This window comes from Actinomadura montaniterrae (assembly GCF_008923365.1).
Taxonomy (GTDB): Bacteria; Actinomycetota; Actinomycetes; order Streptosporangiales; family Streptosporangiaceae; genus Spirillospora; species Spirillospora montaniterrae.
On record NZ_WBMR01000077.1, the window covers coordinates 1 to 21843 of the forward strand.

The following is a 21843-nucleotide window of genomic DNA, read 5'->3' on the forward strand; positions in this document are numbered from 1 at the left end:
CGCGCGGCCCGGCCCGGCTGCCGCTGCGCCGCCTCCGGTCCGCCGCCGCGGACGGCCCGGTCGGCCCCGCCGTCGCGCCGCTCCTCGCCGTCCACCGGTCCGCCTGCCCGGGCGGCGACGAGGCGGAGCTGCTGCGCGGCTACGAGGTCGCCGAGCGGCTGCACCGCGGGCAGCTCCGCAAATCGGGCGCGCCGTACATCACCCATCCGCTGGCCGTCGCGATGATCCTCGCCGGGATGGGGATGGACACCACCACCCTCGTCGCCGCGCTGCTGCACGACACCGTCGAGGACACCCCCTACACGCTCGGCGAGCTCCGCGCCGACTTCGGCGAGGAGGTCGCCGTCCTCGTCGACGGCGTGACGAAGCTGGACGGCAGCCGGTGGGGCGAGCGCGCCGAGGCCGAGACGTTCCGCAAGATCGTGCTCGCGGCGGCCGCCGACCTGCGCGTCCTGGTCATCAAGCTGTCGGACCGGCTGCACAACCTGCGGACCCTGCGCTACCGGCCCGCGCACAAGCGGGCCCCGTACGCGAAGGCGTCGCAGGAGCTGCTCGTCCCGTTCGCCGAACGGCTCGGCATCCATGTGCTGAAGCGGGAGATGGACGACCTGGCGTTCGCCGCGCGCGCCCCCGAGGCGCACGCCGCGACCGACCGCGCCGTGCGGGCCGCGCTGCGGCGGGCCGACGCGGTGTTCGCACCGGCGGTCGCGCGGATACGGGACGCGCTCGCCGAGCACGGCGTGCGCGCGCGCGTCCAGATCCGTCCGTCGCACCTGTACGCGGTGCACGTGTCGTCCGGCGGCGACCTCGCCGGGCTGCGGCCCTGCGAGGCGGCGCGGCTCCTGGTGCTGGTCGACGGCGAGGAACGCGACTGCTACATCGCGCTCGGCGCGGTGCACGCCGCGCTGCACCCCGTCGCCGGGCAGGTCCGCGACCACATCGCGATGCCGAAGGACAACATGTACCGGTCGCTGCACACCCGCGTCATCAGCCCGGACGGCGACCCGTTCGACGTGATCGTGCGCAGCGAGGCGATGCACCCCGTCGCCGAGTACGGCATCGTCGCGCACATCCGGCAGGCCCGCGACGACGCCGCCACCGCCGACGCCGTCGCGGGCCGCCGCGACCTGGCGTGGCTGAGCCGGCTGCTCGCCTGGCAGTCCAACGCGCCGTCCGCCGACTTCCTCGACGGCCTGCGCACCGACCTCGCCGCCGGGCACCTCGCCGCGTTCACCCCGGACGGCCGCGCCGTGCCGCTGCCCGAGGGCGCGACCGCGCTCGACTTCGCCTACGCGCTGGACCCCGGCACCGGCGACCGCTGCATCGGCGCCGTCGTCAACGGCCGGCTCGCACCGATGTCCGTGCAGGTCCGCACCGGCAACGTGGTGGAGGTGCTCACCGACCCGGCCGGCTCCCCGTCCGAGGACTGGCTCGACTTCGCCGTGACGGTCCCGGCGCGCATGCACATCCGGCGGAGCCTCGCGCTGCGGCGCGCGGAGGAGGCCGCGGACGCCGGGCGCCGCACCCTCGTCCGGGCCCTCGCGCAGCGGCGGCTCGACCTGCTCGCCGCGGAGGCGCGCGGCGACTCGCTCGCCGTCGCCCGCGACCTCGGCTACGGCGAGATCGACCAGATGTACGGGGCGCTCGCGGCCGGGGCGCTCGGCCTCGACGACCTGGTGGCCCGCTTCACCCGACTCTGACATTCCCGACTACTGTGGTCGGCGTGATGATCGCATGACCGGCGAGGGGCCGTTCGAGTACGGCGTGGACGGGCCGAAGGTGATCGTGGCCGGCGTCGACGGGTCGGAGACCTCGCTGCACGCCGGCGCCTACGCGTGGGGCCTCGCGCGCCGCGGCGGGGCACGGCTGATCCTCGTGCACGTCGAGCGGATCGCCGCGCTGTCCACCCTCACCGCCGGCGGCGCCGCGGTGATGCGGGAGGCCGGCGAGGCCGTCGCCGACGACCTGCGCCGCGAGCTGGAACGCGCCGCCGCGAACGCCGACGTCCGCTACGAGTTCGTCACCGAGCAGGGCGACCCGTTCACCGTGATCTCCCGCATCGCCGACGAGAACCGCGCGGACGCGGTGATCGTCGGCGCGTCCGCGCAGGCCGGGCACCGGCTGATCGGGTCCGTCGCGGTCAAGCTGGTCCGCACCGGCCGCTGGCCGGTGACCGTCGTCCCGTGACCCGCCCGCGCCCCGCGGAGCGGCGGTCAGGTTGGACGGCGGCGGCGGGGGAACGGGTCCGGTGAACCGTGCGGAGGACGAGGCGGGGGCGGCGATGTCGGAGCCTTACCTGACGGAGGTCGGCTGGGCCGGCTCCGCGCTCCGCGTCGCCGGCGCGATCAGGCGCGACGACGACCTGCCGGCGGCACCGGAGATGGAGCTGCTGCTGCACGAGCGCGACGGCGACGGGCTGCTGCGGCTCCCCGCGTCCGTCGGCGCCGAGAACGGCCTCGTCACCTTCGAGGCGCTGGTGGACGTCGCGTCCGTCGAGCGCGGCGAACCGCTGCCCGGCGGGCTCTGGGACGTCGGCCTCGCGATCGGCACGCCGCCCGGGGGCCGCGTCGTCGAGCTCGGGCCGGAACGCGCGCCCGGCCTCGACACCTCCCCGCAGCGGCGGTTCCTGCCGGGCGCGGTCACCGTCGCCGCCTACTTCGGCGGGCGCGGGACGCTGTCCATCGACGTCGGCGGCCGCTCGCACGTCGCCGGCACGACGTCCGCCGACGGGGTCGCCTGGGACGAGCGCCGCGCCGAGGTCGTCATCACCGGGCACATCGACCGGCGGTGGCTCAGCATGCCGGTCTCCGGGACGCTGATCCTCACCGAGCGGGACACCCGCCGCACCTTCGAGGTCATCGCCGCGCTCGAGGAGACCGACGACCGGCTCGGCTACCGCGCCGCGCTGCCCGTCACGCGGGCGTTCGTCGACGACCCGCTGCCGCGCGGCACCTGGGACGTCTCGCTCTGCCTCGGCTTCTCCGGCATGCACCGCGAACTCGGCGTCCTCGCCCCGGAGGGCACGGTGGACGTCCAGGTGTGGAGGCGGCTCCGGCACGTGCGCGTGTCGTCGTCGTCCGCGCCGGACCCGCTGGCCATCACGGTCGGCCGCGCCTGAACGCCCGGTCGGGCCAGAACGGCCGCGAGCCCGCGGCGACCACCCCCGCGAGCAGCACGACCACCGACGTCCCGCCGATCAGGTTGACGCACGCGGTCGCCACCGCCGCGTCGGGCGGGCCGTTCAGCAGCAGCGGCAGGAGCGTCAGCAGCACGACCGCGAACCCGCCGATCCACGCGAACGCCCGGATCGGGCGCGCCGCCGTCGCCAGCAGCAGGTGCATCAGCGCGGTCGCCTGGATCGTCCCGGCCATCGCGACCAGCGCGTAGCTCGTCGCCGCCGGTCCCGCCGCGGTGTGCCCGCCCGCGAACACGGGCACGTCCAGCCCGAACAGGCCGCGCAGCCCCATCACGGCCGCGAACGCCATGCCGCCGGCGGCCAGTGCCGCCGCGATCCCCGCCCACCACAGTGGCCGGAGCGGGAGCGCCGAGCCCGCCGAGATCTCCTCGTGCAGGGCGACGAACTCCTGGTACCTCCTCGCCGGAGCCTCCGCCCGGCGCCGCCGCGCCGTGGAGGGACACCGGAACGACCGCTCGTACGGCCGTGGCGCAGGACGGCCGGCGTGCCTGCCCGGCAGGCCGCCGGGGTACCGCCCGAATGGCGTATCGGGCATGTTCCCTCCCCCCGGTGCGAACGATGTAGGTGCTACCCGGCACCGATAGGGGGAACTCTCACAAGCACAACAATTTGCAGATGTTTGGCCCCGTCACCGGTCATAGCGGCGTTCTTCGCGGAACGCGAAGGGCCCCGGGAAGCGCGCTTCCAGGGGCCCTTCGACGTGCGTTCGGTCAGACCTGGCCGGCCTTCTCCAGCGCCGCGCAGCAGGTGCCGGTGATGAGCCGGGCCACCACGTACGGGTCGACGTTGGCGTTCGGGCGGCGGTCCTCGATGTAGCCCTTCTTCTCCACCTCGACCTGCCACGGGATCCGCACGGACGCGCCGCGGTTCGACACGCCGTAGCTGAACTCGCTCCACGGCGCCGTCTCGTGCATGCCGGTCAGGCGGCGCTCGATGTCGGCGCCATAGCCCTGGACGTGCTCCTGCGCGCGCTCGGCGAGGGCCTCGCAGGCGGTGATGATGGCGTCGTAGTTCTCGCGCATCGCCTTCGTCGAGAAGTTGGTGTGCGCGCCGGCGCCGTTCCAGTCGCCCTCGACCGGCTTCGGGTCGAGCGTCGCGGACACGTCGAACTCCTCGGCGATGCGGTAGAGCAGCCACCGCGCGATCCACATGTGGTCGCCGACCTCGAGCGGCCCCGCCGGGCCGATCTGGAACTCCCACTGCCCGGGCATGACCTCGGCGTTGATGCCGGAGATCTTCAGGCCGGCGTCGATGCAGGCGTCCAGGTGCCGCTCGACGATCTCGCGGCCGAACACCTCGTCGGCGCCGACCCCGCAGTAGTAGAAGCCCTGCGGCGCGGGGAAGCCGCGCTCGGGGAAGCCGAGCGGGCGGCCGTCCTTGAAGAACGTGTACTCCTGCTCGATGCCGTACCAGGAGTCCTGGTCGGCGTACTGCTCCGCGATCGGGCGCAGCTCGGCGCGCGTGTTGGTCTTGTGCGGCGTCCCGTCGACGAGGTACACCTCGCACAGGACGAGCTTGTGGTCACCGCCGCGCAGCGGGTCGGGGCAGGAGAACACCGGCTTGAGCACGCAGTCCGAGTGGTCCCCGGGGGCCTGGTTCGTGCTGGAGCCGTCGAAGCCCCAGTCCGGCAGGTCGGCACCGTCGGGGAGGATCCTGGTCTTGGACCGCAGCCGCGCGGTGGGCTCCGTGCCGTCGATCCAGATGTACTCGGCCTTGTAGCTCAACGTCGATCCCTTCGCTCACTGCCGGGCCTTGTGGGTTCCGCGGCACCCACCACGCTGCCAACCAGCCATTTCGCACCTGTTGCCCAAATGTGAACGCCATGTAACACGCCACCCCGTCCCCGAGTCCCTCCTCACATCCCACGAGCCGGGATCAGGACCACCGAAACCACCAAGGCGCGGCAACAACTCCTGTTAGCGTCAGTCAACACCGCCGTCCTCCATGGAGTGGGACCGACGTCACCCGCCGGGCCGCCCGCATAGGCGAGGCCCTGGGCCGGTCGAACCACCAGCTCATGCAGACCGGCGGCCTCCCCGAACCGCCCGACGTCCCGCCCGACCCCGGACCCGCCACGACGATCCGCACCGACGTCCCCATGCCTTCGCCCGGCGCCGCTCTCTCGGTGCCTCCGAAGTCCACCCCGAAACCGCATCCGGCGCACACGTCCTCGACGCCCGCCACCCCGAACCCCCGGCCCGACATCGCGCCCGACGCGAACGCGTGGAAGAAGACGGGTTCCCTCTCGAGCGGCGGCCCCTGGCCGTCAGGCGACGTGTCCAGGATGGAGGAGGCCGCCGACGCCTGGAAGGACCTGGCCGGCGCCCTCGACGCCGGCATCGCCGCGAGGATCACCTACGCCATCGAAGACTTCGCGCTCAACGGCGGGAAGCTGACGGCGGCGATGGAGAACGCGATCAGCACCCTCTCCTCCATCACTGCGAAGACGATCGTCGGCGGCGGCAAGGGGGCGCTCACGGCGGGCATGGCGCTTCCCTTCAACAACTCCGTCGCCGGGGCGTTCGGCGACGACCCGAAAGCGGGCAACGCGACGCTGGAGTCCCTGATGTGGGGCGGGCTCCTCGGGAGCGCGGGCGGAGCGATCGGCGGTTCGGCCTCGGCGATGTCGTCCACGCTCCGATCTCTGGCCGCGCAGGGCGGCCCCGGCGCCATGAGGCTGGACGCGCTGGCAAGCGACCTCGACAGCGGCTCGATCAGCGTCACCGCGGCGAGCAACACGCTCGGTCAGCTTCTCCAGAAGGGAACCGTGGATCCGGCGGCACTCGCGTCCGCGGTCGTCGGCACGAAACTGCAATCGACGATCCAGGCGCGCAGGAACGGCTGACCCGCGATCACGGGGCGTCCGAGTTCGCGCCCGGAGATTCCACGGCGTGGGAGGTATCGAGTATTTCGAGGCGCGGCCCCGCGACCTGCTTGATTCTTTCGACTGCTTCCGCCATGGGGATGTCGACGTCGTAAGGCAGGACGCCGACCACTAGCCACCGGCCTGCAGGGGGACGAACCTCGCCGCCGCGCAGCAGTGCGGCGTCCGGAACAAGCCGGATGCGGACCGCGGAAACCGGCTTCCGCCCTTTCAGGGCATGTCGCAGGACCATCTGCTCAATGTCCGCCCAGGGGACGGCGACGTCCCCTCGGCGCGCCTGGAACCGTACCCCGTCCGCTCGGAGCACGGCAGGCGGGCGCCGATATCGGCCCCAGATCCGCCTCGTCTTGATGGCCCCGAAAGCGAGGAGACCGCACCACGTCAGCGAGAAGAGGGTGAGGAGACCGCCGAAGATCAGCGATCGCATTTCAAGCAGAACACCCATGTGGAAATCCGAGCCTCCCCAATGGCCCATTGCCACGCCACCCCAGAAAAGGGCGGCGGCGGCCGCCGGGACCCCCGCCCAGGCGAGCCCCCCGCCGTACAGCGTCCAGCCGGAAGGCCGGAAGCGCACCTCGGAACTCACGTCCTGGGGGCCGGTCATGGTCTTACCTCCGGGGGCCGGGAGCCTTCAGAGCGTAGACCGGGAGTGCGGGCGGTGGTCGACCTTCGTCTGAATCCGGGGTTTTCCGTGTCGACGGGCGGCGGTCAAGCCGCCGATCACCACGCGGGGATTTGGGCGGTGAGGGCGGTTGGGGTCATTGAGCCGGGGGCGCGGGTGGTGCGGGCGAAGTCGTTCGCGACTCGCAGGAGGGTTTCGTTGACGGGTGTGGCGATGCCGTGGAGGCGTCCGAGGAGCACGATCTCGCCGTTGAGGTAGTCGGCCTCGACCGAGGTGCTGCCGCGTCGCAGGCTCTGCCAGGTGGAACCGCCGGCGGGGTCGCCGCCCTCGACCGGCCGCACCTCGACCCGGCCGGACCGCAGGTCGCGCTGCTCGGCGTCGGTGGCGCGGTCGATGCCCGCCGCGTCCAGGACCTCGACGGCCTCCGCGCGCGCACGCGCGATCAGGGACTTCGCGTCGTCGCCGGCCAGCGAGCCGCAGACGGCCTCGACCGCGTTCGCGAGGTTGCCGAGCAGTTTCGCGTACTTCCAGCGCATCACCTCCGGTGTGACGGGCGCGAGGAAGTTCGCCTTCTCCAGCCCTTCGGCGATGCGGTGGGCGGTCTCGTCGGCGCCGGACGGGTAACGTCCGAGGTTGAGCGCCCCGGTGTACGGCGCGCAGCGGACGGTGACGGCACCCGGCTCGAGGTAGCTCGCCGGGAGGAACACGCACATTCCGTAGACGCGGCGGAAGCGGCGCAACGCCAGCCGTTCGGCTTCCACGCCGTTCTGGGCGCACACCAGCGGCAGGCGCTCCGCCGCCGTCCCGCCGCCGGCGACCGGGCGCGGCGCCCACGCGTCCAGGGCGGCGACCGCGTCCTGGGTCTTCACGGCGAGCATGAGCACGTCGTCGGGGGTCAGGTCGAGCGCCTCGGGTCCGTCGACGGCCGGGACCGGCAGGTCGAAGGTGCCGTCCGGTCCGACGAGCCGCAGCCCGCGCTCGCGCAGCGCCTCGTACTGCGCGCCGCGTGCGACCAGCACCACGTCCTGGCCCGCCTGCTGCAGCCGGCCGCCGACCGCGCCGCCGATCGCCCCGGCGCCGATGATGACGTAACGCATGTAAGCCCCGTTCGACCTGGACGTCCGTGACCTCCACACCTTATGCGTCGAGATCATCGGCCATGTGCCCGGCCGAGGGGTCCTGCGTCAGGAGGTTCCGGCGGGCCAGTCCCAGCGGGGGACCTCGCGCAGCGGATGCAGTTCGTCGTCGGTCTTGGCGTGCGAGTTCTGCTTGGCGACCTGCGTACCGAACTCGACGTGCTCGAGCAGCGCCTGCCGGAACGGCGCGTCGTCGGGCAGGCCGGTCGCGTCGGCCGCCGCCATGTACAGCTCGACGAACCTGCGCCGCTGCTCCTCGGTGATCTGCAGATGGCGGTGCACGTCAATGAGGTGGGCGAAGCCGCCCATCTCCCGGGAGAAGGTGTCGGGGCCGCCGAACGTCTCGGCGGTGAAGGCCGTCAGGTGCTCGACGTGCGTGGGCCGCCCCTCGCCGAAAAGCGGCTTCAGCAGCGGGTCCGCCAGCAGCGACCCGTAGAAGACATCGATGAACCGGTGCAGGCCTTCGTGGCCGCCCGCGTGCTCGTACAGCGTCCGCATGTCCCCGCCTGGGCTCGCCGTGTCGCGTACAAGCCGTTTATCGCAGCCGCCGGTTCCCTTGTCCACCGGATCGCCGCTTCCGGCCGCCGGGCAGGCCCGGTGGCGCCGCCTCACAATCCGGCGGCCCGTCTCGTCATAGAGGCGAGGAACGAGGTTAGGAGAGCACCATGACCGATCTGCAGGCCATCGCCAACCGCGTCGAGATCGAGGCGCTGCGCGCCGAGTTCTCGGACGCGGCGATGATGCGCGACCGCCCCCGCATGGCGTCGCTGTTCACCGAGGACGGCGTGCTGCGGATGCCCAACGTCCCCGTCGAGATGACGGGCCGCGAGGAGATCCGCACCGGCGGCGAGAAGCTCCAGGCCCGGTGGGACTTCTTCGTCCAGACGACGCATCCGGGCGTGATCGAGCTCGACGGCGACACAGCGACGGGCCGCGCCTACATCCAGGAGATCGTCCGCACCCTCGACGGCATCGAGGGCGTGAACTTCGCCGTCTACCACGACCGCTACCGGCGCACCCCGGACGGCTGGAAGTTCACCGAACGGGTCTACGAGGTCAGGTACCTCGACACGACGCCGCTCGGCGGCTCCGCGCCCCGCCCCGTCCGCGAGGGCAGGATGTGACGTAGGTCATAGCGTTGCCGCGTCGGATCCTCCTCGGGCGCACGGTCTTGATATCGACCGTCCCCCCGAAGGGAGCCCGAAGGGAGCCCGATGCGATCCGACACGGAGTTCGCCGCCCTCGCCGAGCCGTTCCGGCCGGAACTGCTCGCCCACTGCTACCGGATGCTCGGCTCGATCCACGAGGCCGAGGACCTCGTCCAGGACACCTATCTGCGCGCGTGGCGCGCCTTCGACCGGTTCGAGGGGCGCTCCTCGCTGCGCCGGTGGCTGTACGCGATCGCCACCCGGAGGTGCCTGACCGCGCTGGAGAAGCGGCCGCGGCGGCCGGTGCCGTCCGGGCTCGGCGCCCCGTCCGACGACCACCGGACGGCCCTCGCGCCCGACGAGTCGGCGGTGCCGTGGCTCCAGCCCGTGCCGGACGCGCTGCTGTCCGGCGACGATCCCGCGACGGTGGTCGCCGGACGGGCCGGAGTGCGGCTCGCGCTCATCGCCGCGCTCCAGCTCCTGCCCGCGCGGCAGCGGGCGGTGCTGACGCTCCGCGACGTGCTGGCGTTCCGGACCGCCGAGGTCGCCGAGATCCTCGGGACCACGACCACCGCGGTCGACGGCGTCCTCCGCCGCGCCCGGGCCCGCCTCGCCGAGGCCGGCCCGGTCGAGGAGGACCTCGCCGAGCCCGACGAGGAGTCCCGCCGCGCCCTGCTCGACGACTACGTCGAGGCGTTCGCGCGGGCCGATCCCGCCGCGCTGATCGAGCTGCTGAGGGCCGACGTCGAGCTGGAGATGCCGCCGACCCCGACGTGGTTCACCGGACGGGACGCGGTGCTCGGATTCCTGTCCGCGGTCGTCCTGCGAAGCCCGGGCCTGTGGCGCATGGTCCCCACTCACGCCAACGGCCAGCCCGCGTGCGTCGTCTACCGCCGCTCCGCCGCGGGCCGGTACGAGGCGTACGGCGTCCAGGTCCTCACGCTGATCGGGCCGCGCGTCGCCCGGATCACGTCCTTCAACGACCCGAGCCTCGTTCCGACGTTCGGGCTCGCTCCCGCGCTCACCAGCTGACCCGGCCGCGTCCGCGACCGGGCCTGTCCCGAGGAACACCTAAGGAGAGCGGCAGCATGCCGACCATCACCGACAAGTCAGTACTGATCACCGGAGCCAACCGCGGCATCGGCCGCGCGCTGGTCGAGGAGGCGCTCCGCAGGGGCGCACGGCGCGTGTACGCCGCCGCGCGCGCCCCCCAGCCGCACCCGGACGAGCGGGTCACGCCGCTGACCCTGGACGTGACGGACCCGGAGCAGGTCCGGCGGGCGGCCGAGGCGGTCGACTCGCTCGACGTCCTCGTCAACAACGCCGGCGTCGCGATCTACGACGACCTGACCGACCGGTCCGTCCTCGAACGGCACCTCGCGGTGAACTTCTACGGCCCGCACCGGGTCACCGAGGCGTTCCTGCCATTGCTGACCAGCGCCAACGGCGCCATCGTCAACAACCTGTCGGTGAACGCGCTCGCCGCGCTGCCGCTGGTCCCGGGCTACTCGATCTCCAAGGCGGCCGCGTTCTCCATGACGCAGTCGCTGCGCGCGCTCCTCGCCCCCCAAGGGGTGTCGGTGCACGCCGTCCTGACGGGGATCGTGGACACCGACATGTCGCGCGGGGTGGAAATGCCCAAGGCGTCGCCGGAATCCGTCGCGAGCGCCGTCTTCGACGGCCTGGAGAAGAACGAGGAGGACATCTTCCCCGACCCCATGGCGGAGGCGATGGCCGTGGGCTGGCACGGCGGCCCCATCAAGACCCTGGAGCACCGGTACGCCGGCCTCGCCCAGGGGGCGTCCGCCGCCACGTGACCGATGACTTCCGGGGACGGGCGCGGTCTACCTCTGAGGACGCCGAACCGTGAACCCTCGGAGGAGACCATGACCACCAAGGCACTGCCGCCCGTCGTCGACGCGGAGACCTGGCGACGCCATCTCGACGAGCTGCGCGCCCGGGAGAAGGCCGCGACCCGGGAGCTCGACGCGATCGCCGCGCAGCGCCGCCGGATGCCGATGGTCGAGATGCCCGCCTACACCCTGGAGGGCGAGGAGGGCCCGGTCGCGCTGGCCGACGTCTTCGACGGCCGGTCCCAGCTGATCGTCTACAACCACATGTGGTTCCCCGGCAAGACGTGGCAGTGCCCGGGCTGCACGGGCTTCACGTCGCAGTTCACGCGGCTGGAGTTCCTGGACGCCTACGACGCCCGGTTCGTCATCGTCACGCAGGGCCCGCTCGACGAGGCCCTCGCCTACAAGCGGCGGGTCGGCAACAAGATGACCTGGTACTCCACGGCGAACAGCCCGTTCGGCACGGACGTGGGCGCCCCGCCCGGCGGCGGCTTCGCGGTCAACGTGTTCCTGCGCGACGGCGACACCGTCTACCGCACCTGGCACACCGAGGGCCGCGGCACCGAGCAGCTCAGCCACACGTTCCCGCTGATCGATGTGCTGCCGTACGGGCGCCAGGAGGAGTGGCAGGACGTCCCGGACGGCTGGCCCCAGTCCCCCACCTACAGCCGCTGGCCCGGCAGCAAGGACATAGCGGCCCTCTACGGCGAGGACGCCTAGAGCCTCGGGTGCCTGCGGCGTGAACCACGGCCGAGGGCGGGTTCCCTCCCGCCCTCGGCCTGTGCGCGCCGCCGTCACGTGGAACCGTGAGTTCCGCACGTGCCCGGGGTGCCGCCGTCACGGATCGGGTGTGCGGAACGCCCATATGATCGACTCGTGGTGGGGATGGCAGCCGGGGGCGCGGCGTGATCCGCGTGCTGATCGCCGAGGACATGGACCTCCTGCGGGAGGCGCTCGCCGAACTCCTCGACCTGGAGGACGACGTGCAGGTCGTGGCGCGGGTGGCCGCCGGCGACCGGATCGTCCCGGAGGCCGAGCGCCACGCGCCCGACGTGGCGATCGTCGACATCGACCTGCCCGGGATGGACGGCGTCACCGCCGCCGCGCTCCTGCGGTCGCGGGTGCCCGGCTGCCGGGTGCTGATCCTCACCGCGCTGAGCAGGCCCGGCGAGCTGCGCCGCGCGCTGGAGGCCGACGTCGCCGGGTTCCTGCCCAAGGACGTCCGGCCGGACGAGCTGGCGGCGGCCGTCCGCACCGTCGCCGCGGGCGGCACGACGATCGACCAGGCGCTGGCGGTGTCCGCGCTGAGGGCGCCGCAGAGCCCGCTCACCCAGCGGGAGACCGAGGTCCTGCGCCTGTCGGCGACCGGCGCCCGGCCGCTGGAGATCGCCGAACGGCTGTTCCTGTCCCACGGGACGGTGCGCAACTACCTGGCGTCAGCGGCCGGCAAGCTCGGCGCCCGCAACCGGGTCGACGCCATCCGCATCGCCACCGAGGCCGGCTGGCTCTGACGGGAACTCGGCCACCACCTCGAACCCGCCTTCCGGCCGCGGACCGGCCGACAGCCGTCCCGCGGCCCGCGCCGCCAGGCTCTCCAGCCCCACGCCCCCGGCGCCCGGCCCCGGCGGCGCGCCGGCGCCGTCGTCGACGATCCGCAGCCGCACGGCGCCGTCCGCGCCGGTGACCGTGATGGAGCAGGTGCGCGCCCGGCTGTGCCGCAGGACGTTGGTGACGCCCTCGCGGAGCACGGCGGCCAGGGCGGTGCCCGTCTCCTCCGGCGGCGGCCCCGCCGCTACCTCGGCCTGGACGGTCACGCCTGCGGCCTCCAGCACCTCGACCGCCGCGCCGACCTCCCGGCTCAGCTCGAGCCGGACCCGTCCGCCCGCGATCGAGCCGAGTTCGGCCTCCGCCTTCTCCAGCACCGGGACCAGCGCCGCCAGCTCCGTCGCGGCGCGGACCGGGTCGCGGTCGAGCAGCCGCAGGGCCAACTCGCCGCGCAGCGCGACCGCCGACAGGCTGAAGCCCAGCACGTCGTGCAGGTCGCGGCCGATCCGGACGCGTTCGGCGGCGACGGCCGCCGCCGCCAGCTCGTGCCGCGTCCGTTCGAGCAGCACCACCAAGTCGGCAAGCCGCGACAGGCTGTAGAACAGCCACGCGAGGATCATGGTGGAGAGCAGCTCCGCCACCACGCCCGCCGGCGGGGAGACCGGCGGCGGGGTGACCGACAGCACGGCCACCAGCGCCAGCACGGCCGCGGCGATCGCCCACGACCTGGGCGGACGCACCCGGACCAGCACCGCGCCGACGAACAGTCCCCACAGGCCCTCGACCACGCCCAGGACGTTCGCGACATAACTTCCCGGCCAGGCCACCGGAACCACCAGCAGGCCGAGCACGATCAGCCGCCCGCGCCCCGGCCTCGACAGCAGCAGCGGCACGGCCACCGCCAGCAGCGGGACCAGCAGGAACAGCCAGCGCGGGTCGCCGGCAAGAAGGAAGACGTTCACGACCGCCCTCACCGCCTGGATGAGCACCACCACGACGAGGATGACGCGGACGAACCTCGGCGACCTCACCGGCGGCGCCGCACGGCGGCCGCCCGCTGCGCGGTAGCCGCTCGCCATCGAACGCACCTCGGCCAGCGTCCGTCTCGCCGTCTCGGTCGCCTCCCGCACCTCGGCGCGGGCGTCCTCGGGCGGCGCGCCGGCCGCCGCGGCCAGCCTGCCGGCGATCGACCGCAGCCCGGTCCCCACGGTCCCGCGCAGCTCGGCGTCCATCCGCAGCCGTTCCCGGAACGTCTCCAGCGTGGCCAGCTCGTCGCGTGCGGCGTGCAGGTCCATGACCATCCTGCTGATGGTGTGCAGGCTGAACACGATCAGCGCGTCCGTCGCGACGGCCAGCGGCCGCCACACCCAGACACCGATCGGGTCGCCGTCCATCAGACCGGCGACCGCCGTGCCCGCCAGGACGACACCGAGCAGCGGCCAGGACACCCGCGCCGGAAGCGCGACCAGCACGCCGGCCCCGATCGTCCAGGGCAACCACTCCCACTCCATGCCGACCAGCGCGAACGGCATGAGGGCGAGCATCACCAGCACCGCCAGCAGCCCGTACCGCACGCCCGCCCGCCACCGCCGCGCCAGCAACGCCACCAACGGCGGATAGGGCGCCATGGCCACCATCCACACCTCGACGCCCAGGCCCTTCTGGACCGCATTGAACAGCCGGATGCAGAAGACCATCCCCAGCGCGGTCCACAACATCGCCCGCGCAACCCGCGCCCGAAACTCCCCAGCCCCCACGCCGCCTCCCGGCAAACCCCACCCCCACCCCCACCCCATTCTCCCCCGACCGACCAGACCCCCACTCGACCAGGAACGCGGCACAGTGACCAGCGCGGACAGGGACGAGCCGGCTCGGCTGCGGCGGGAGGTCCGCCAACTGCGGGAGGACCGGGAAATCTTGAAGAAGGCTGCGGCTTTCTGCGCACCACCCGGCTTGAGGGTGTGCACCGGCGCCGGTGCAGGTCGGCGGGCATTCGCACCTCGACCGGCAGCGTCGCGGACTGCTACGACAACGCCGTCACCGAGAGCTTCTTCGCCACCGTCGAGACCGAACCGCTCGCCCCGCACCACTTCACCAACCGCGCCCCAAGGCGGTCTGCTTCGACTTCAGCGAAGGGTTCTACAACCCACGCCGCCGCCACTCCAGCCTAGGCATACTCAGCCGGCCGGATACGAAAGGAGAAACGCCCACCAACACGCTCACGCTGCCGTGTCAGCATAAGCCCCGGCCCATCCACAGAACCGGCGCAACTTCAGGGCTTCAGCTCAGGCGCTGCCTAGCTTGGTGCCATGGCTGTGGCTCTGAGAAATCATCACTCGTCGCGGCTTCTTCCATGTACCACCCTGCGTCCGAGAGCCAGGTCTGTAGCCAATCAGAGAGGCTCTCGGCATCCAGGAACCATGCAGTGCTCCAATCGTCATCTACGGCGTTCGGCTCGAAGAGCAGGACGGGTGCTTCGGAGCTGGTGCAGTCGATCGCCGCGTACATGCCGCAGCCCCAGTCGAGGACGGGAAGGATCCCAGTCGGCCATCGGCCGGGCTTCTGCTCCTCCCGGTAGGCACCCACGACAGTGCGGCCTTCAGAGCCGATAAGGGGAAGTAGTTGGTAGTCGGGTCCGAACCCGCCGTTACCAACTTCCTGGTATAGCCGTGCCAGTAGCGGAGGCAGCGGGAACCCGAGCATCGCTTCGGCCTCTCTGATCTGCTCTTGTGTGGCGCAGGAGAGCTCGCCGTCGGACTGGTGCCTCGCGCGCTCGGTGACCCGGTTCAACAACTCGTCGTGGTTCGTCACGCGGCTCATGATGGCATTCGCCGCTGATATAGGCGGTCGGCATCTCCATCGAGGACATCTCGCGGCTGGTCGGCCACCGCAGCACGGCCGTCACCGAGACCGTCTACCGCCTGCAGATCCGTCCCGTGATGGAGAAGAGCGCGACCGCCATGGACCGGATCTTCACCACGGATGCCGGAGTCGAGCAGGAAGGCTAGAGCTGCAGCCACTCGCGTTCGCCCTACGCGCGACATGCCAGACGGCATGTCGGAGAGGCCCAGAGCAAGGACCCATATGCGTCAGTTGATCAGCTCAAGGCCATCAGTGATGTCCTGAAAGCTGTCCGGCAACGTCAGCCAGTCCCCACTCGCTCGGCGGTCCAGGAACAACGCAACCTGAATCACTCCGCGCACCATGGCCCGCAGTGGCTGCGAGCCGCTCTTGCCCAAGTACTCGAAGACCGTCTGGAGGAACGCCCGGAGCTTCACCGGGTCGATGTGGACCTCGTCGTAGCCGGTGTCGTGCACGCCGCTTGGTTGCCGGACGAGCTTCTCGAGCAACAGGATCTGCCCGCAGAACATCTGCGATGTGCGAAGGCCGCGATCCCAGATTTCCCGGCCGTCCACCTCGAAGCGCATCCCCACCGGTGAACTCCCGTCGTCTCGCAGCCGCACCGTCCAACCAGCCATTGGCCTGGGCTGGACGCCCATGGTCCGGGCCTTAGTCACTCACTTTGTCACTCGGATGAGGAAGGGCCATGATCCAGCTTGCCGGGTCACGGCCCTGACCTTGGTGGGCGCGGACGGGTTCGAACCGCCGACTCCTCGCTTGCAAGGACTCGTGATCACCCGGAAACATCCCTGACCTGCACCGAAGCATGCTCTCGGACGGCCCGCCTCCCCCACCCGACGCAACCTAATGGCACGCGCATGGCACGCCCGCGGCGCCCGATCACCAGCATGATCACGCCCGCGACCTGCCACGACCCACGGACCACCCTCTTCCAAGTGGCACGCGAATGGCACGCTCACCCCTTGAGCGTCCCCACCCCTGCCTGCCCCCCCCGGACAGCGCTCCCCGTGGCGGCCGTGGGTGTGCGGCGTAGCCGCTGTTCTTCCCCCACCTTCCTCCCCCGGCCCTGACGAGACCTGCACTTAGCGGCGGACGGGTTCTGTCAGGGGTGGCGTAGCCATCACGCAGTGACGCCCGAAGAGCGCCCTTGACGGGTTCCGGCCGCCGCCATCCTCGACAGCTCGGGGCCGGGGGAGCCCCACACCCTTCCAGCCCAGCTTGTGATGTCCCTGTGGTTGGGGCCTGGTGGGATGCGGGGATGGACGAATCCCCTCGGCTGGTCACGCAGTTGCTCAAGGCAGTGGTCGCGTACACGTGGTTCTTCGAGACCTGTGACGAGACGGTCTTGGACGATGACACGGCGCTCAAGCAGCAGGAGTACGCCGGTTACCTCCTCAACCAGCTCTCCGACACGGACAAGCAGCGGGTTACTGACGAACTGGCGGCCCTGGCGGCGAGTGAGACGGACCCGGCGTACCGAGAGTTCGTGGAGACGTTCGCCTTCGCCATGGGCCTGGTGGAGTCGGAGGACGGCTGAGATGGCGGCGCGACCCCCGCGGCGAGCGGTTGGGGCGGCGCCGGCGGATGCGTCGCGATGCGCGGCCCGGCGCGGCCGCCCGGTGACCGGCGCCCACGCCGCACGCTCCGGGCGGCCAGGTTCGCGCGCAACCCGTGCCGGATCAGAGGGGCCGGCGAAGAAAGCCGGACGAGCGGCCGGTCCTCACGGTCGCCCAGGTCTTCAAGCTGGCCGAGATGGTTCCGGAGCACTTGCGTGCGCTCGTGCTCCTCGCGACGTTCGCGAGTCTGCGGTGGGGCGAGGTCGCGGCGCTCCGGCGCATGGACCTGGACCTCAACGCGCGTACGGTGACCGTCCGGCAAGCACAGGTCGAGCTGGACACCCTTTCGCGGCGGACTCCGGCGCATCCCTGCGGGACCTCATGGAACGGATGGGCCATGACAGCGTGCGGGCCGCGCTGATCTACCAGCACCGGACGGCGGGCGGGAACCGGGCGATCGCTCAAGCGATGGGCGACAAGATCAACGACGACGGGACCGCCGGAGGGCTCGCGCGCGTCGGCTAATGGCACGAAGACCCTGTTCCCTTGATCGGGAACAGGGTGTTTTGGCTGGTGGGCGCGGACGGTTTCGAACCGCCGACTCCTCGCTTGTAAGGCGAGTGCTCTACCCCTGAGCTACGCGCCCGCGTGCTCGTGACCGGGAAAGCGTACCTGGTTCGGTGGGGCGATCGCGAAACGGTGGCGGGACGGTCAGGAGGCGGGGACCAGGCGGGTGAGGGCGGCGGCGAGGCGGTCGGCGGACGGGTCGGTGAGGTTGCCGAGGAGCTTGAGGACGAAGCGCATCAGGGGCGGGCTGCCGAGGCCGGCGCGGGTGGCGGCGCGCATGACCGCGGGGTTCTCGATGGCGCGGGCGAAGGCGCGGCCGAGGGTGAAGGGGCGCCCGTTGGCCTGGCGGATCGCGGACGGGTAGGTGTAGAGGGCGCGCTCGCGGGCGCCGGGGGTGGGGGCGGCGAGGGCGGTCGTGACGGTCTCGGCGGCGATGCGGGCGGCTTCGAGGGCGTACGCGATGCCCTCGCCGTTGGACGGGTTGATCATGCCGCCGGAGTCGCCGGTGAGCAGGAGGCCGGGGAGGTAGTGGGGGCGGCGGGTGTAGCCCATGGGGAGGGCGGCGCCGCGGAGGGGGGACGTGGCGTTCTCCTCGGTGAGGCCCCAGTCGGGCGGGGTGCGGGCGAGCCAGTCGCCGAGGAGGCGGCGGTAGTCGGCGTGGGCGGTGCGGAGGAGGGCGACGCCGACGTTGCAGGTGCCGTCGCCCATGCCGAAGACCCAGCCGTATCCGGCGGGGACGAGGTCGAGCCACGCTTCGAGGTACGGGTCGTCGTGGCGGGGGCTGCGGTAGTAGCGGCGGGCGGCGGTGCCGATGGGGCGGTCGCGGCGGGGGTGCAGGCCGAGCGCGACGGAGAGGCGGGAGGACGCGCCGTCGGCGGCGATGACGATCGGCGCGCGGTGCTCGCCGGCGTCGGTGCGGACGCCGGTGACGCGGCCCGTCCGGTCCCGGAGCGGGGCGGTGACCTTGGTGTTCTGCGACAGGACCGCCCCGGCCGCGACGGCCTGGCGGGCGAGGATGTCGTCGAAGTCGTGGCGGGTGCGGGTGAGGCCGAAGGACGGGTAGGGGCCGCCGGACGGCCACGGGAGTTCGAGGAGGCGGCCGCCGGCGATCAGGCGGAGCCCGCGGTTGCGGAACCAGCCTGGGGCGTCGATGTCGATGCCCAGGTCGAGGAGTTCCCGGACGGCGCGCGGGGTGAGGCCGTCGCCGCAGACCTTCTCGCGGGGGAACGCGGACTTCTCCAGCACGTGGACGTCGAGTCCGGAGCGGGCGAGGTGGCAGGCGGCGGCCGAGCCGGCCGGCCCGGCTCCGACCACGATGACGTCGGGCATGCCGACATCGTGCCCCGGGGGCCGGTTCCGAATCAGTTTCCGTGGTCGAGGTGGCGGTTGAACCAGTCGGCGGCCTGCGTGGTGACCTCTTCCAGCGCTCCCGGTTCCTCGAACAGGTGGGTGGCGCCGGAGACGATGTGGAGTTCGGCGGCGTCCAGCTGCTGCCGGGCCTGCTCGTTGAGGCGCAGCACCTCGGGATCGGCGCCGCCGACGATCAGCAGGACGGGCGCGCGGACGCGGGGCAGCGACGGGCCGGCGAGGTCGGGGCGGCCGCCGCGCGACACGACGGCGCCGATGTCCGGGCGGGCCGCGGCGGCGGCGAGCGCGGCGGCGGCGCCGGTGCTGGCGCCGAACAGCCCGATCCGCAGGCCCGCGGTGTGCGGGGCGGACTCCAGCCCTTCGGCGAGCGCGTCGACGGTGCCGATCAGCCGCATCGCCAGCAGCTCGATGTCGAAGCGGAGCGCGGCGGTGACCCGGTCGACCTGGTCCTCCTGCTCGGTGAGCAGGTCGAGCAGCAGCGTGCCGATGCCGGCGGCGTTCAGGCCCTCGGCGACGGCACGGTTGCGGGGGCTGTGCCGGGAGCTGCCGCTGCCGTGCGCGAACACCACCATGCCCGCGGGGTCGTCCGGGATCGCCAGGTCGCCGTTCAGCTCGGCGTCCGGCAGCTTCAGCGTGATCATGTGTTGGGGGGTTCCGCGCTGATGTCGGCGAGCGCGGAGCGCTCGTCGCGCTGCACGGCGAGGTCGCCGATCGACACCATCCCTATCGGGCGGTCGCCGTCGACGACGGGGAGCCGCCGGACGGCGTGCCGCCGCATCAGCCGGACGGCCTCGTCGGCGTCCTCCTCGGGCGCCACCGTCACCATGTTGGTGCTGCAGATGTCGCCGACCGTGGTGTCCCCGACGTCCTTCTGGACGGCGACGGCGCGGACGACGATGTCGCGGTCGGTGACGAGTCCCCGCAGGCGCCCCTCGTGCACCACGAGCACGTCGCCGATGCCGTGGCGGCGCATCAGGTCGCTCACCGTGACCAGCGTGGTGTCCGGGGACACCGCCACCGGCACCGGCGTCATCACTTCGTTCACTCTCTGGGCCATGGGCGGTCCTCCCCCCTCGGGGGCTCGCCTACCCAGCGCCCGGCCGGATATGTCAGGACACCCAAGGGGGCCGCCCGCCGGGGTCAGGACGAGGAGTCGGGGCCCTCCTGCTCGGCCAGGAACCGCTCGAACTGCGCGCCGAGCTCGTCCGCGGTCGGCATGTCCTGCGACTCGGCGAGCAGGCTGTCGCGCTCGGCGGCGCCCGCGAACGCGTCGTACTGCTGCTCCAGCGCCCGGACGACCTTCTCGACCTCGGCGTTGCCGTCGACCTGCTCGGCGATGTCGGCGTCGGTGGCGGCGGCGGCCTCGCGGAGCCGCTCGACCGGCAGCACCAGCCCGGTGGTGGAGACGATCTGCTCCAGGGCGGCGACCGCGGCGGCCGGGTAGGCGGACTGGGCCAGGTAGTGCGGGACGTGCACCGCCAGGCCGAGCGCGTCGCGGCCCGCCTCGCCGAGCCGCAGCTCCAGCAGCCCGGCGGCGCTGCCGGGCACCTGCACCTTGTCGAACCAGGTGTTGCGGGTGATCAGCTCGGGCCGGGTGGCGTGCGCGGTGACGCCGACGGGGCGGGTGTGCGGCACGCCCATCGGGATGCCGTGGAACCCGACGACCAGCCCCACGTCCAGCCGCTTCACCAGGTGCACGACGGACTGGGTGAAGCCCTCCCAGAGCCGGTCGGGCTCGGGCCCGGACAGCATCAGGAACGGGCTTCCGACCTCGTCGCGGAGCAGCCGCACCACCAGCTCGGGCGCGTCGTAGGACGCCCAGTGGTCGCGGTCGAAGGTCATCGTCGGGCGGCGCGCCCGGTAGTCGATCAGCGAGTCGACGTCGAAGCGGGCGATGACGCGGTGCTCCAAGGCCTCCAGCAGGTGCTCGCGCACGAGCTGCCCGGTGGATCCGGCGTCCACGAAGCCGTCGAGGCTGTGCAGCAGCACCGGGCCGGTCATCTCCGGCAGGTCGGTGTCCAGCTCGTACAGATCCTCAGGGTTCAGCAACTTCTCCCCCACCTCTTCATGTCTCGTCTTAACACTAGGACATGAAGAGGTGAATCCCTTTCCCGACTGTGATCGCGACCTCATTCGGGGTGCCGTGAATCACAGGAAGACGCGGCTGGTGAGGAAGTCGTCCGGTTCCAGGGTGGTGAGGGCGGCGCGGTCGACCTCGCCGCCCGCTGCCAGGAGGCGGTTGGCGTGCCGGAGGCGCGCGCGCTCGATGGCGTTGCGGACGGAGCGGGCGTTGGCGAAGCGCGGCTGGACGCGCCGCCGGTCGAGGTAGTCGCGGAAGACCGGCTCGGTCTCCGGGGCCAGGACGTACCCTTCGCGCTCCATCATCAGGTGGCCGATCGCCTCCAGCTCGTCCGGCTTGTAGTCGGGGAAGTCGATGTGGTGGGCGATGCGGGAGCTCATGCCGGGGTTGGACGCGAAGAAGGAGTCCATGCGGTCCTTGTAGCCGGCCAAGACGACGACGAGGTCGTCCCGCTGGTTCTCCATGACCTGCAGGAGGATCTCGATGGCCTCCTGCCCGTAGTCGCGCTCGTTCTCGGCCCTGTACAGGTAGTACGCCTCGTCGATGAACAGGACGCCGCCCATGGCGCGCTTGAGGACCTCCTTGGTCTTCGGCGCGGTGTGGCCCACGTACTGTCCGACGAGGTCGTCGCGCGTGACGGAGACCAGATGCCCCTTGCGGATGTAGCCGAGCCGGTGGAGCAGTTCGGCGAGCCGGACGGCGACGGTCGTCTTCCCGGTTCCGGGGCTGCCGGTGAAGCACATGTGCAGGTTGGGCCGTCCGGAGTCGATGCCGAAGCGCGCGCGGACGCGGTCCACCAGCAGCAGCGCGGCGATCTCCCGGATGCGGGTCTTCACCGGGGCGAGGCCGACGAGTTCGGCGTCGAGGGCGTCCAGGACCTCGTCGGCGTGCGAGTCGGCGCGCTCCTTGGCGAGGTCGACGCGGGCGTCCGCGGGCAGCGTGGCGGGCGGGGCCGGCTCCCCGGCGGCGGGAGCGTGGGGTGGGACCGCCGGGGAGCCGTTTTCGGAGGGTCGCATGCCGAACCCG

At 72.3% G+C, this 21843-nt stretch carries 24 protein-coding genes and 1 tRNA gene; 11 read left to right on the forward strand and 14 right to left on the reverse strand.

What is annotated here, in order from left to right:
• The 3 genes from F9B16_RS24515 to F9B16_RS24525 all read left to right on the forward strand — a co-directional run.
• Positions 1 to 1700 (forward strand): RelA/SpoT family protein (locus F9B16_RS24515; protein ID WP_151542471.1); only part of this gene is annotated, 1700 nt, incomplete at its 5' end.
• Positions 1701 to 1734: 34 nt separating this feature from the next.
• The gene (locus F9B16_RS24520) at positions 1735 to 2187 is read left to right on the forward strand and encodes a universal stress protein (protein WP_151542472.1); all 453 of its coding nucleotides are present in this window, start codon (positions 1735 to 1737) and stop codon (positions 2185 to 2187) included.
• A 61-nt stretch (positions 2188 to 2248) separates the two neighbouring features.
• Complete coding sequence (locus tag F9B16_RS24525) at positions 2249 to 3118, forward strand: hypothetical protein (RefSeq protein WP_225991910.1); 870 nt, start codon at positions 2249 to 2251, stop codon at positions 3116 to 3118.
• Here F9B16_RS24525 and F9B16_RS24530 read toward each other — a convergent pair.
• Together F9B16_RS24530 and glnII are read right to left on the reverse strand one after the other, a co-directional pair.
• Positions 3099 to 3731, reverse strand: a complete 633-nt coding sequence (locus tag F9B16_RS24530; protein WP_151542473.1) for a hypothetical protein — start codon at positions 3729 to 3731, stop codon at positions 3099 to 3101. The two genes, F9B16_RS24525 and F9B16_RS24530, sit on opposite strands and share 20 nt — an antisense overlap.
• A 175-nt stretch (positions 3732 to 3906) precedes the next feature.
• A complete protein-coding gene (gene glnII, locus F9B16_RS24535; protein ID WP_151542474.1) occupies positions 3907 to 4920 on the reverse strand; it encodes a glutamine synthetase GlnII in 1014 nt (337 codons plus the stop codon).
• Between the two features lie 560 nt (positions 4921 to 5480).
• Between glnII and F9B16_RS24540 the strand changes: the two genes are divergently transcribed.
• The gene (locus F9B16_RS24540; RefSeq protein WP_151542475.1) at positions 5481 to 6041 is read left to right on the forward strand and encodes a hypothetical protein; all 561 of its coding nucleotides are present in this window, start codon (positions 5481 to 5483) and stop codon (positions 6039 to 6041) included.
• Between the two features lie 7 nt (positions 6042 to 6048).
• Here the strand turns inward: F9B16_RS24540 and F9B16_RS24545 are convergent, their stop codons facing one another.
• The 3 genes from F9B16_RS24545 to F9B16_RS24555 all read right to left on the reverse strand — a co-directional run bounded on the left by F9B16_RS24545 (position 6049) and on the right by F9B16_RS24555 (position 8336).
• Positions 6049 to 6684 carry a hypothetical protein gene (locus F9B16_RS24545; protein ID WP_151542476.1) on the reverse strand — a complete coding sequence of 212 codons (636 nt, stop codon included), beginning with the start codon at positions 6682 to 6684 and terminating at the stop codon, positions 6049 to 6051.
• 116 nt (positions 6685 to 6800) lie between these two features.
• On the reverse strand, positions 6801 to 7799 hold the full coding sequence (locus tag F9B16_RS24550; protein WP_151542477.1) for a ketopantoate reductase family protein: 999 nt from the start codon (positions 7797 to 7799) through the stop codon (positions 6801 to 6803).
• 87 nt (positions 7800 to 7886) lie between these two features.
• A complete protein-coding gene (locus tag F9B16_RS24555; protein ID WP_151542478.1) occupies positions 7887 to 8336 on the reverse strand; it encodes a group II truncated hemoglobin in 450 nt (149 codons plus the stop codon).
• A gap of 167 nt (positions 8337 to 8503) precedes the next feature.
• On the opposite strand from F9B16_RS24555, the gene F9B16_RS24560 reads away from it, so the two are divergent.
• The 5 genes from F9B16_RS24560 to F9B16_RS24580 all read left to right on the forward strand — a co-directional run bounded on the left by F9B16_RS24560 (position 8504) and on the right by F9B16_RS24580 (position 12350).
• The gene (locus tag F9B16_RS24560; protein WP_151542479.1) at positions 8504 to 8962 is read left to right on the forward strand and encodes a nuclear transport factor 2 family protein; all 459 of its coding nucleotides are present in this window, start codon (positions 8504 to 8506) and stop codon (positions 8960 to 8962) included.
• 90 nt (positions 8963 to 9052) lie between these two features.
• Positions 9053 to 10018, forward strand: coding sequence for an RNA polymerase subunit sigma-70 (locus F9B16_RS24565; RefSeq protein ID WP_151542480.1), 966 nt, complete (start codon positions 9053 to 9055; stop codon positions 10016 to 10018).
• Positions 10019 to 10074: 56 nt separating this feature from the next.
• The gene (locus F9B16_RS24570) at positions 10075 to 10803 is read left to right on the forward strand and encodes an SDR family NAD(P)-dependent oxidoreductase (protein WP_151542481.1); all 729 of its coding nucleotides are present in this window, start codon (positions 10075 to 10077) and stop codon (positions 10801 to 10803) included.
• A gap of 69 nt (positions 10804 to 10872) precedes the next feature.
• Positions 10873 to 11559 (forward strand): DUF899 domain-containing protein, encoded by a 687-nt coding sequence (locus F9B16_RS24575; protein ID WP_151542482.1) that lies wholly within the window; start codon positions 10873 to 10875, stop codon positions 11557 to 11559.
• 185 nt (positions 11560 to 11744) lie between these two features.
• Positions 11745 to 12350, forward strand: a complete 606-nt coding sequence (locus tag F9B16_RS24580; RefSeq protein WP_151542483.1) for a response regulator transcription factor — start codon at positions 11745 to 11747, stop codon at positions 12348 to 12350.
• Here the strand turns inward: F9B16_RS24580 and F9B16_RS24585 are convergent.
• From F9B16_RS24585 to F9B16_RS24600, 3 genes are all read right to left on the reverse strand, one after another.
• Positions 12276 to 14081 carry a sensor histidine kinase gene (locus F9B16_RS24585; protein ID WP_151542484.1) on the reverse strand — a complete coding sequence of 602 codons (1806 nt, stop codon included), beginning with the start codon at positions 14079 to 14081 and terminating at the stop codon, positions 12276 to 12278. The genes F9B16_RS24580 and F9B16_RS24585 overlap by 75 nt on opposite strands.
• Positions 14082 to 14664: 583 nt before the next feature.
• Entirely contained in the window at positions 14665 to 15204 is a 540-nt protein-coding gene (locus F9B16_RS24590; RefSeq protein WP_151542485.1) for an SMI1/KNR4 family protein, read from the reverse strand.
• Between the two features lie 269 nt (positions 15205 to 15473).
• Complete coding sequence (locus F9B16_RS24600) at positions 15474 to 15812, reverse strand: DUF6086 family protein (protein ID WP_225991914.1); 339 nt, start codon at positions 15810 to 15812, stop codon at positions 15474 to 15476.
• A gap of 692 nt (positions 15813 to 16504) precedes the next feature.
• Between F9B16_RS24600 and F9B16_RS24605 the strand changes: the two genes are divergently transcribed.
• Together F9B16_RS24605 and F9B16_RS53685 are read left to right on the forward strand one after the other, a co-directional pair.
• Positions 16505 to 16783: a hypothetical protein gene (locus tag F9B16_RS24605; RefSeq protein WP_151542487.1), complete on the forward strand. Its 279-nt coding sequence runs from the start codon at positions 16505 to 16507 to the stop codon at positions 16781 to 16783.
• Positions 16784 to 17192: 409 nt separating this feature from the next.
• Positions 17193 to 17327: a hypothetical protein gene (locus tag F9B16_RS53685; RefSeq protein ID WP_264159777.1), complete on the forward strand. Its 135-nt coding sequence runs from the start codon at positions 17193 to 17195 to the stop codon at positions 17325 to 17327.
• Between the two features lie 46 nt (positions 17328 to 17373).
• Here the strand turns inward: F9B16_RS53685 and F9B16_RS24615 are convergent.
• The 6 genes from F9B16_RS24615 to cbbX form a co-directional block, all read right to left on the reverse strand.
• Positions 17374 to 17448, reverse strand: a tRNA-Val gene (locus tag F9B16_RS24615).
• A 65-nt stretch (positions 17449 to 17513) separates the two neighbouring features.
• A complete protein-coding gene (locus tag F9B16_RS24620) occupies positions 17514 to 18698 on the reverse strand; it encodes a geranylgeranyl reductase family protein (RefSeq protein ID WP_151542488.1) in 1185 nt (394 codons plus the stop codon).
• A gap of 32 nt (positions 18699 to 18730) precedes the next feature.
• Positions 18731 to 19378, reverse strand: a complete 648-nt coding sequence (locus tag F9B16_RS24625) for a dienelactone hydrolase family protein (RefSeq protein ID WP_151542489.1) — start codon at positions 19376 to 19378, stop codon at positions 18731 to 18733.
• Positions 19375 to 19794, reverse strand: a complete 420-nt coding sequence (locus F9B16_RS24630; protein WP_151542490.1) for a CBS domain-containing protein — start codon at positions 19792 to 19794, stop codon at positions 19375 to 19377. Before F9B16_RS24630 ends, F9B16_RS24625 begins: the two co-directional genes overlap by 4 nt.
• Positions 19795 to 19877: 83 nt before the next feature.
• Positions 19878 to 20786 carry a proteasome assembly chaperone family protein gene (locus F9B16_RS24635; protein ID WP_225991911.1) on the reverse strand — a complete coding sequence of 303 codons (909 nt, stop codon included), beginning with the start codon at positions 20784 to 20786 and terminating at the stop codon, positions 19878 to 19880.
• Positions 20787 to 20885: 99 nt separating this feature from the next.
• Positions 20886 to 21833, reverse strand: a complete 948-nt coding sequence (cbbX, locus tag F9B16_RS24640; protein ID WP_151542492.1) for a CbbX protein — start codon at positions 21831 to 21833, stop codon at positions 20886 to 20888.
• Positions 21834 to 21843 lie beyond the last annotated feature (10 nt).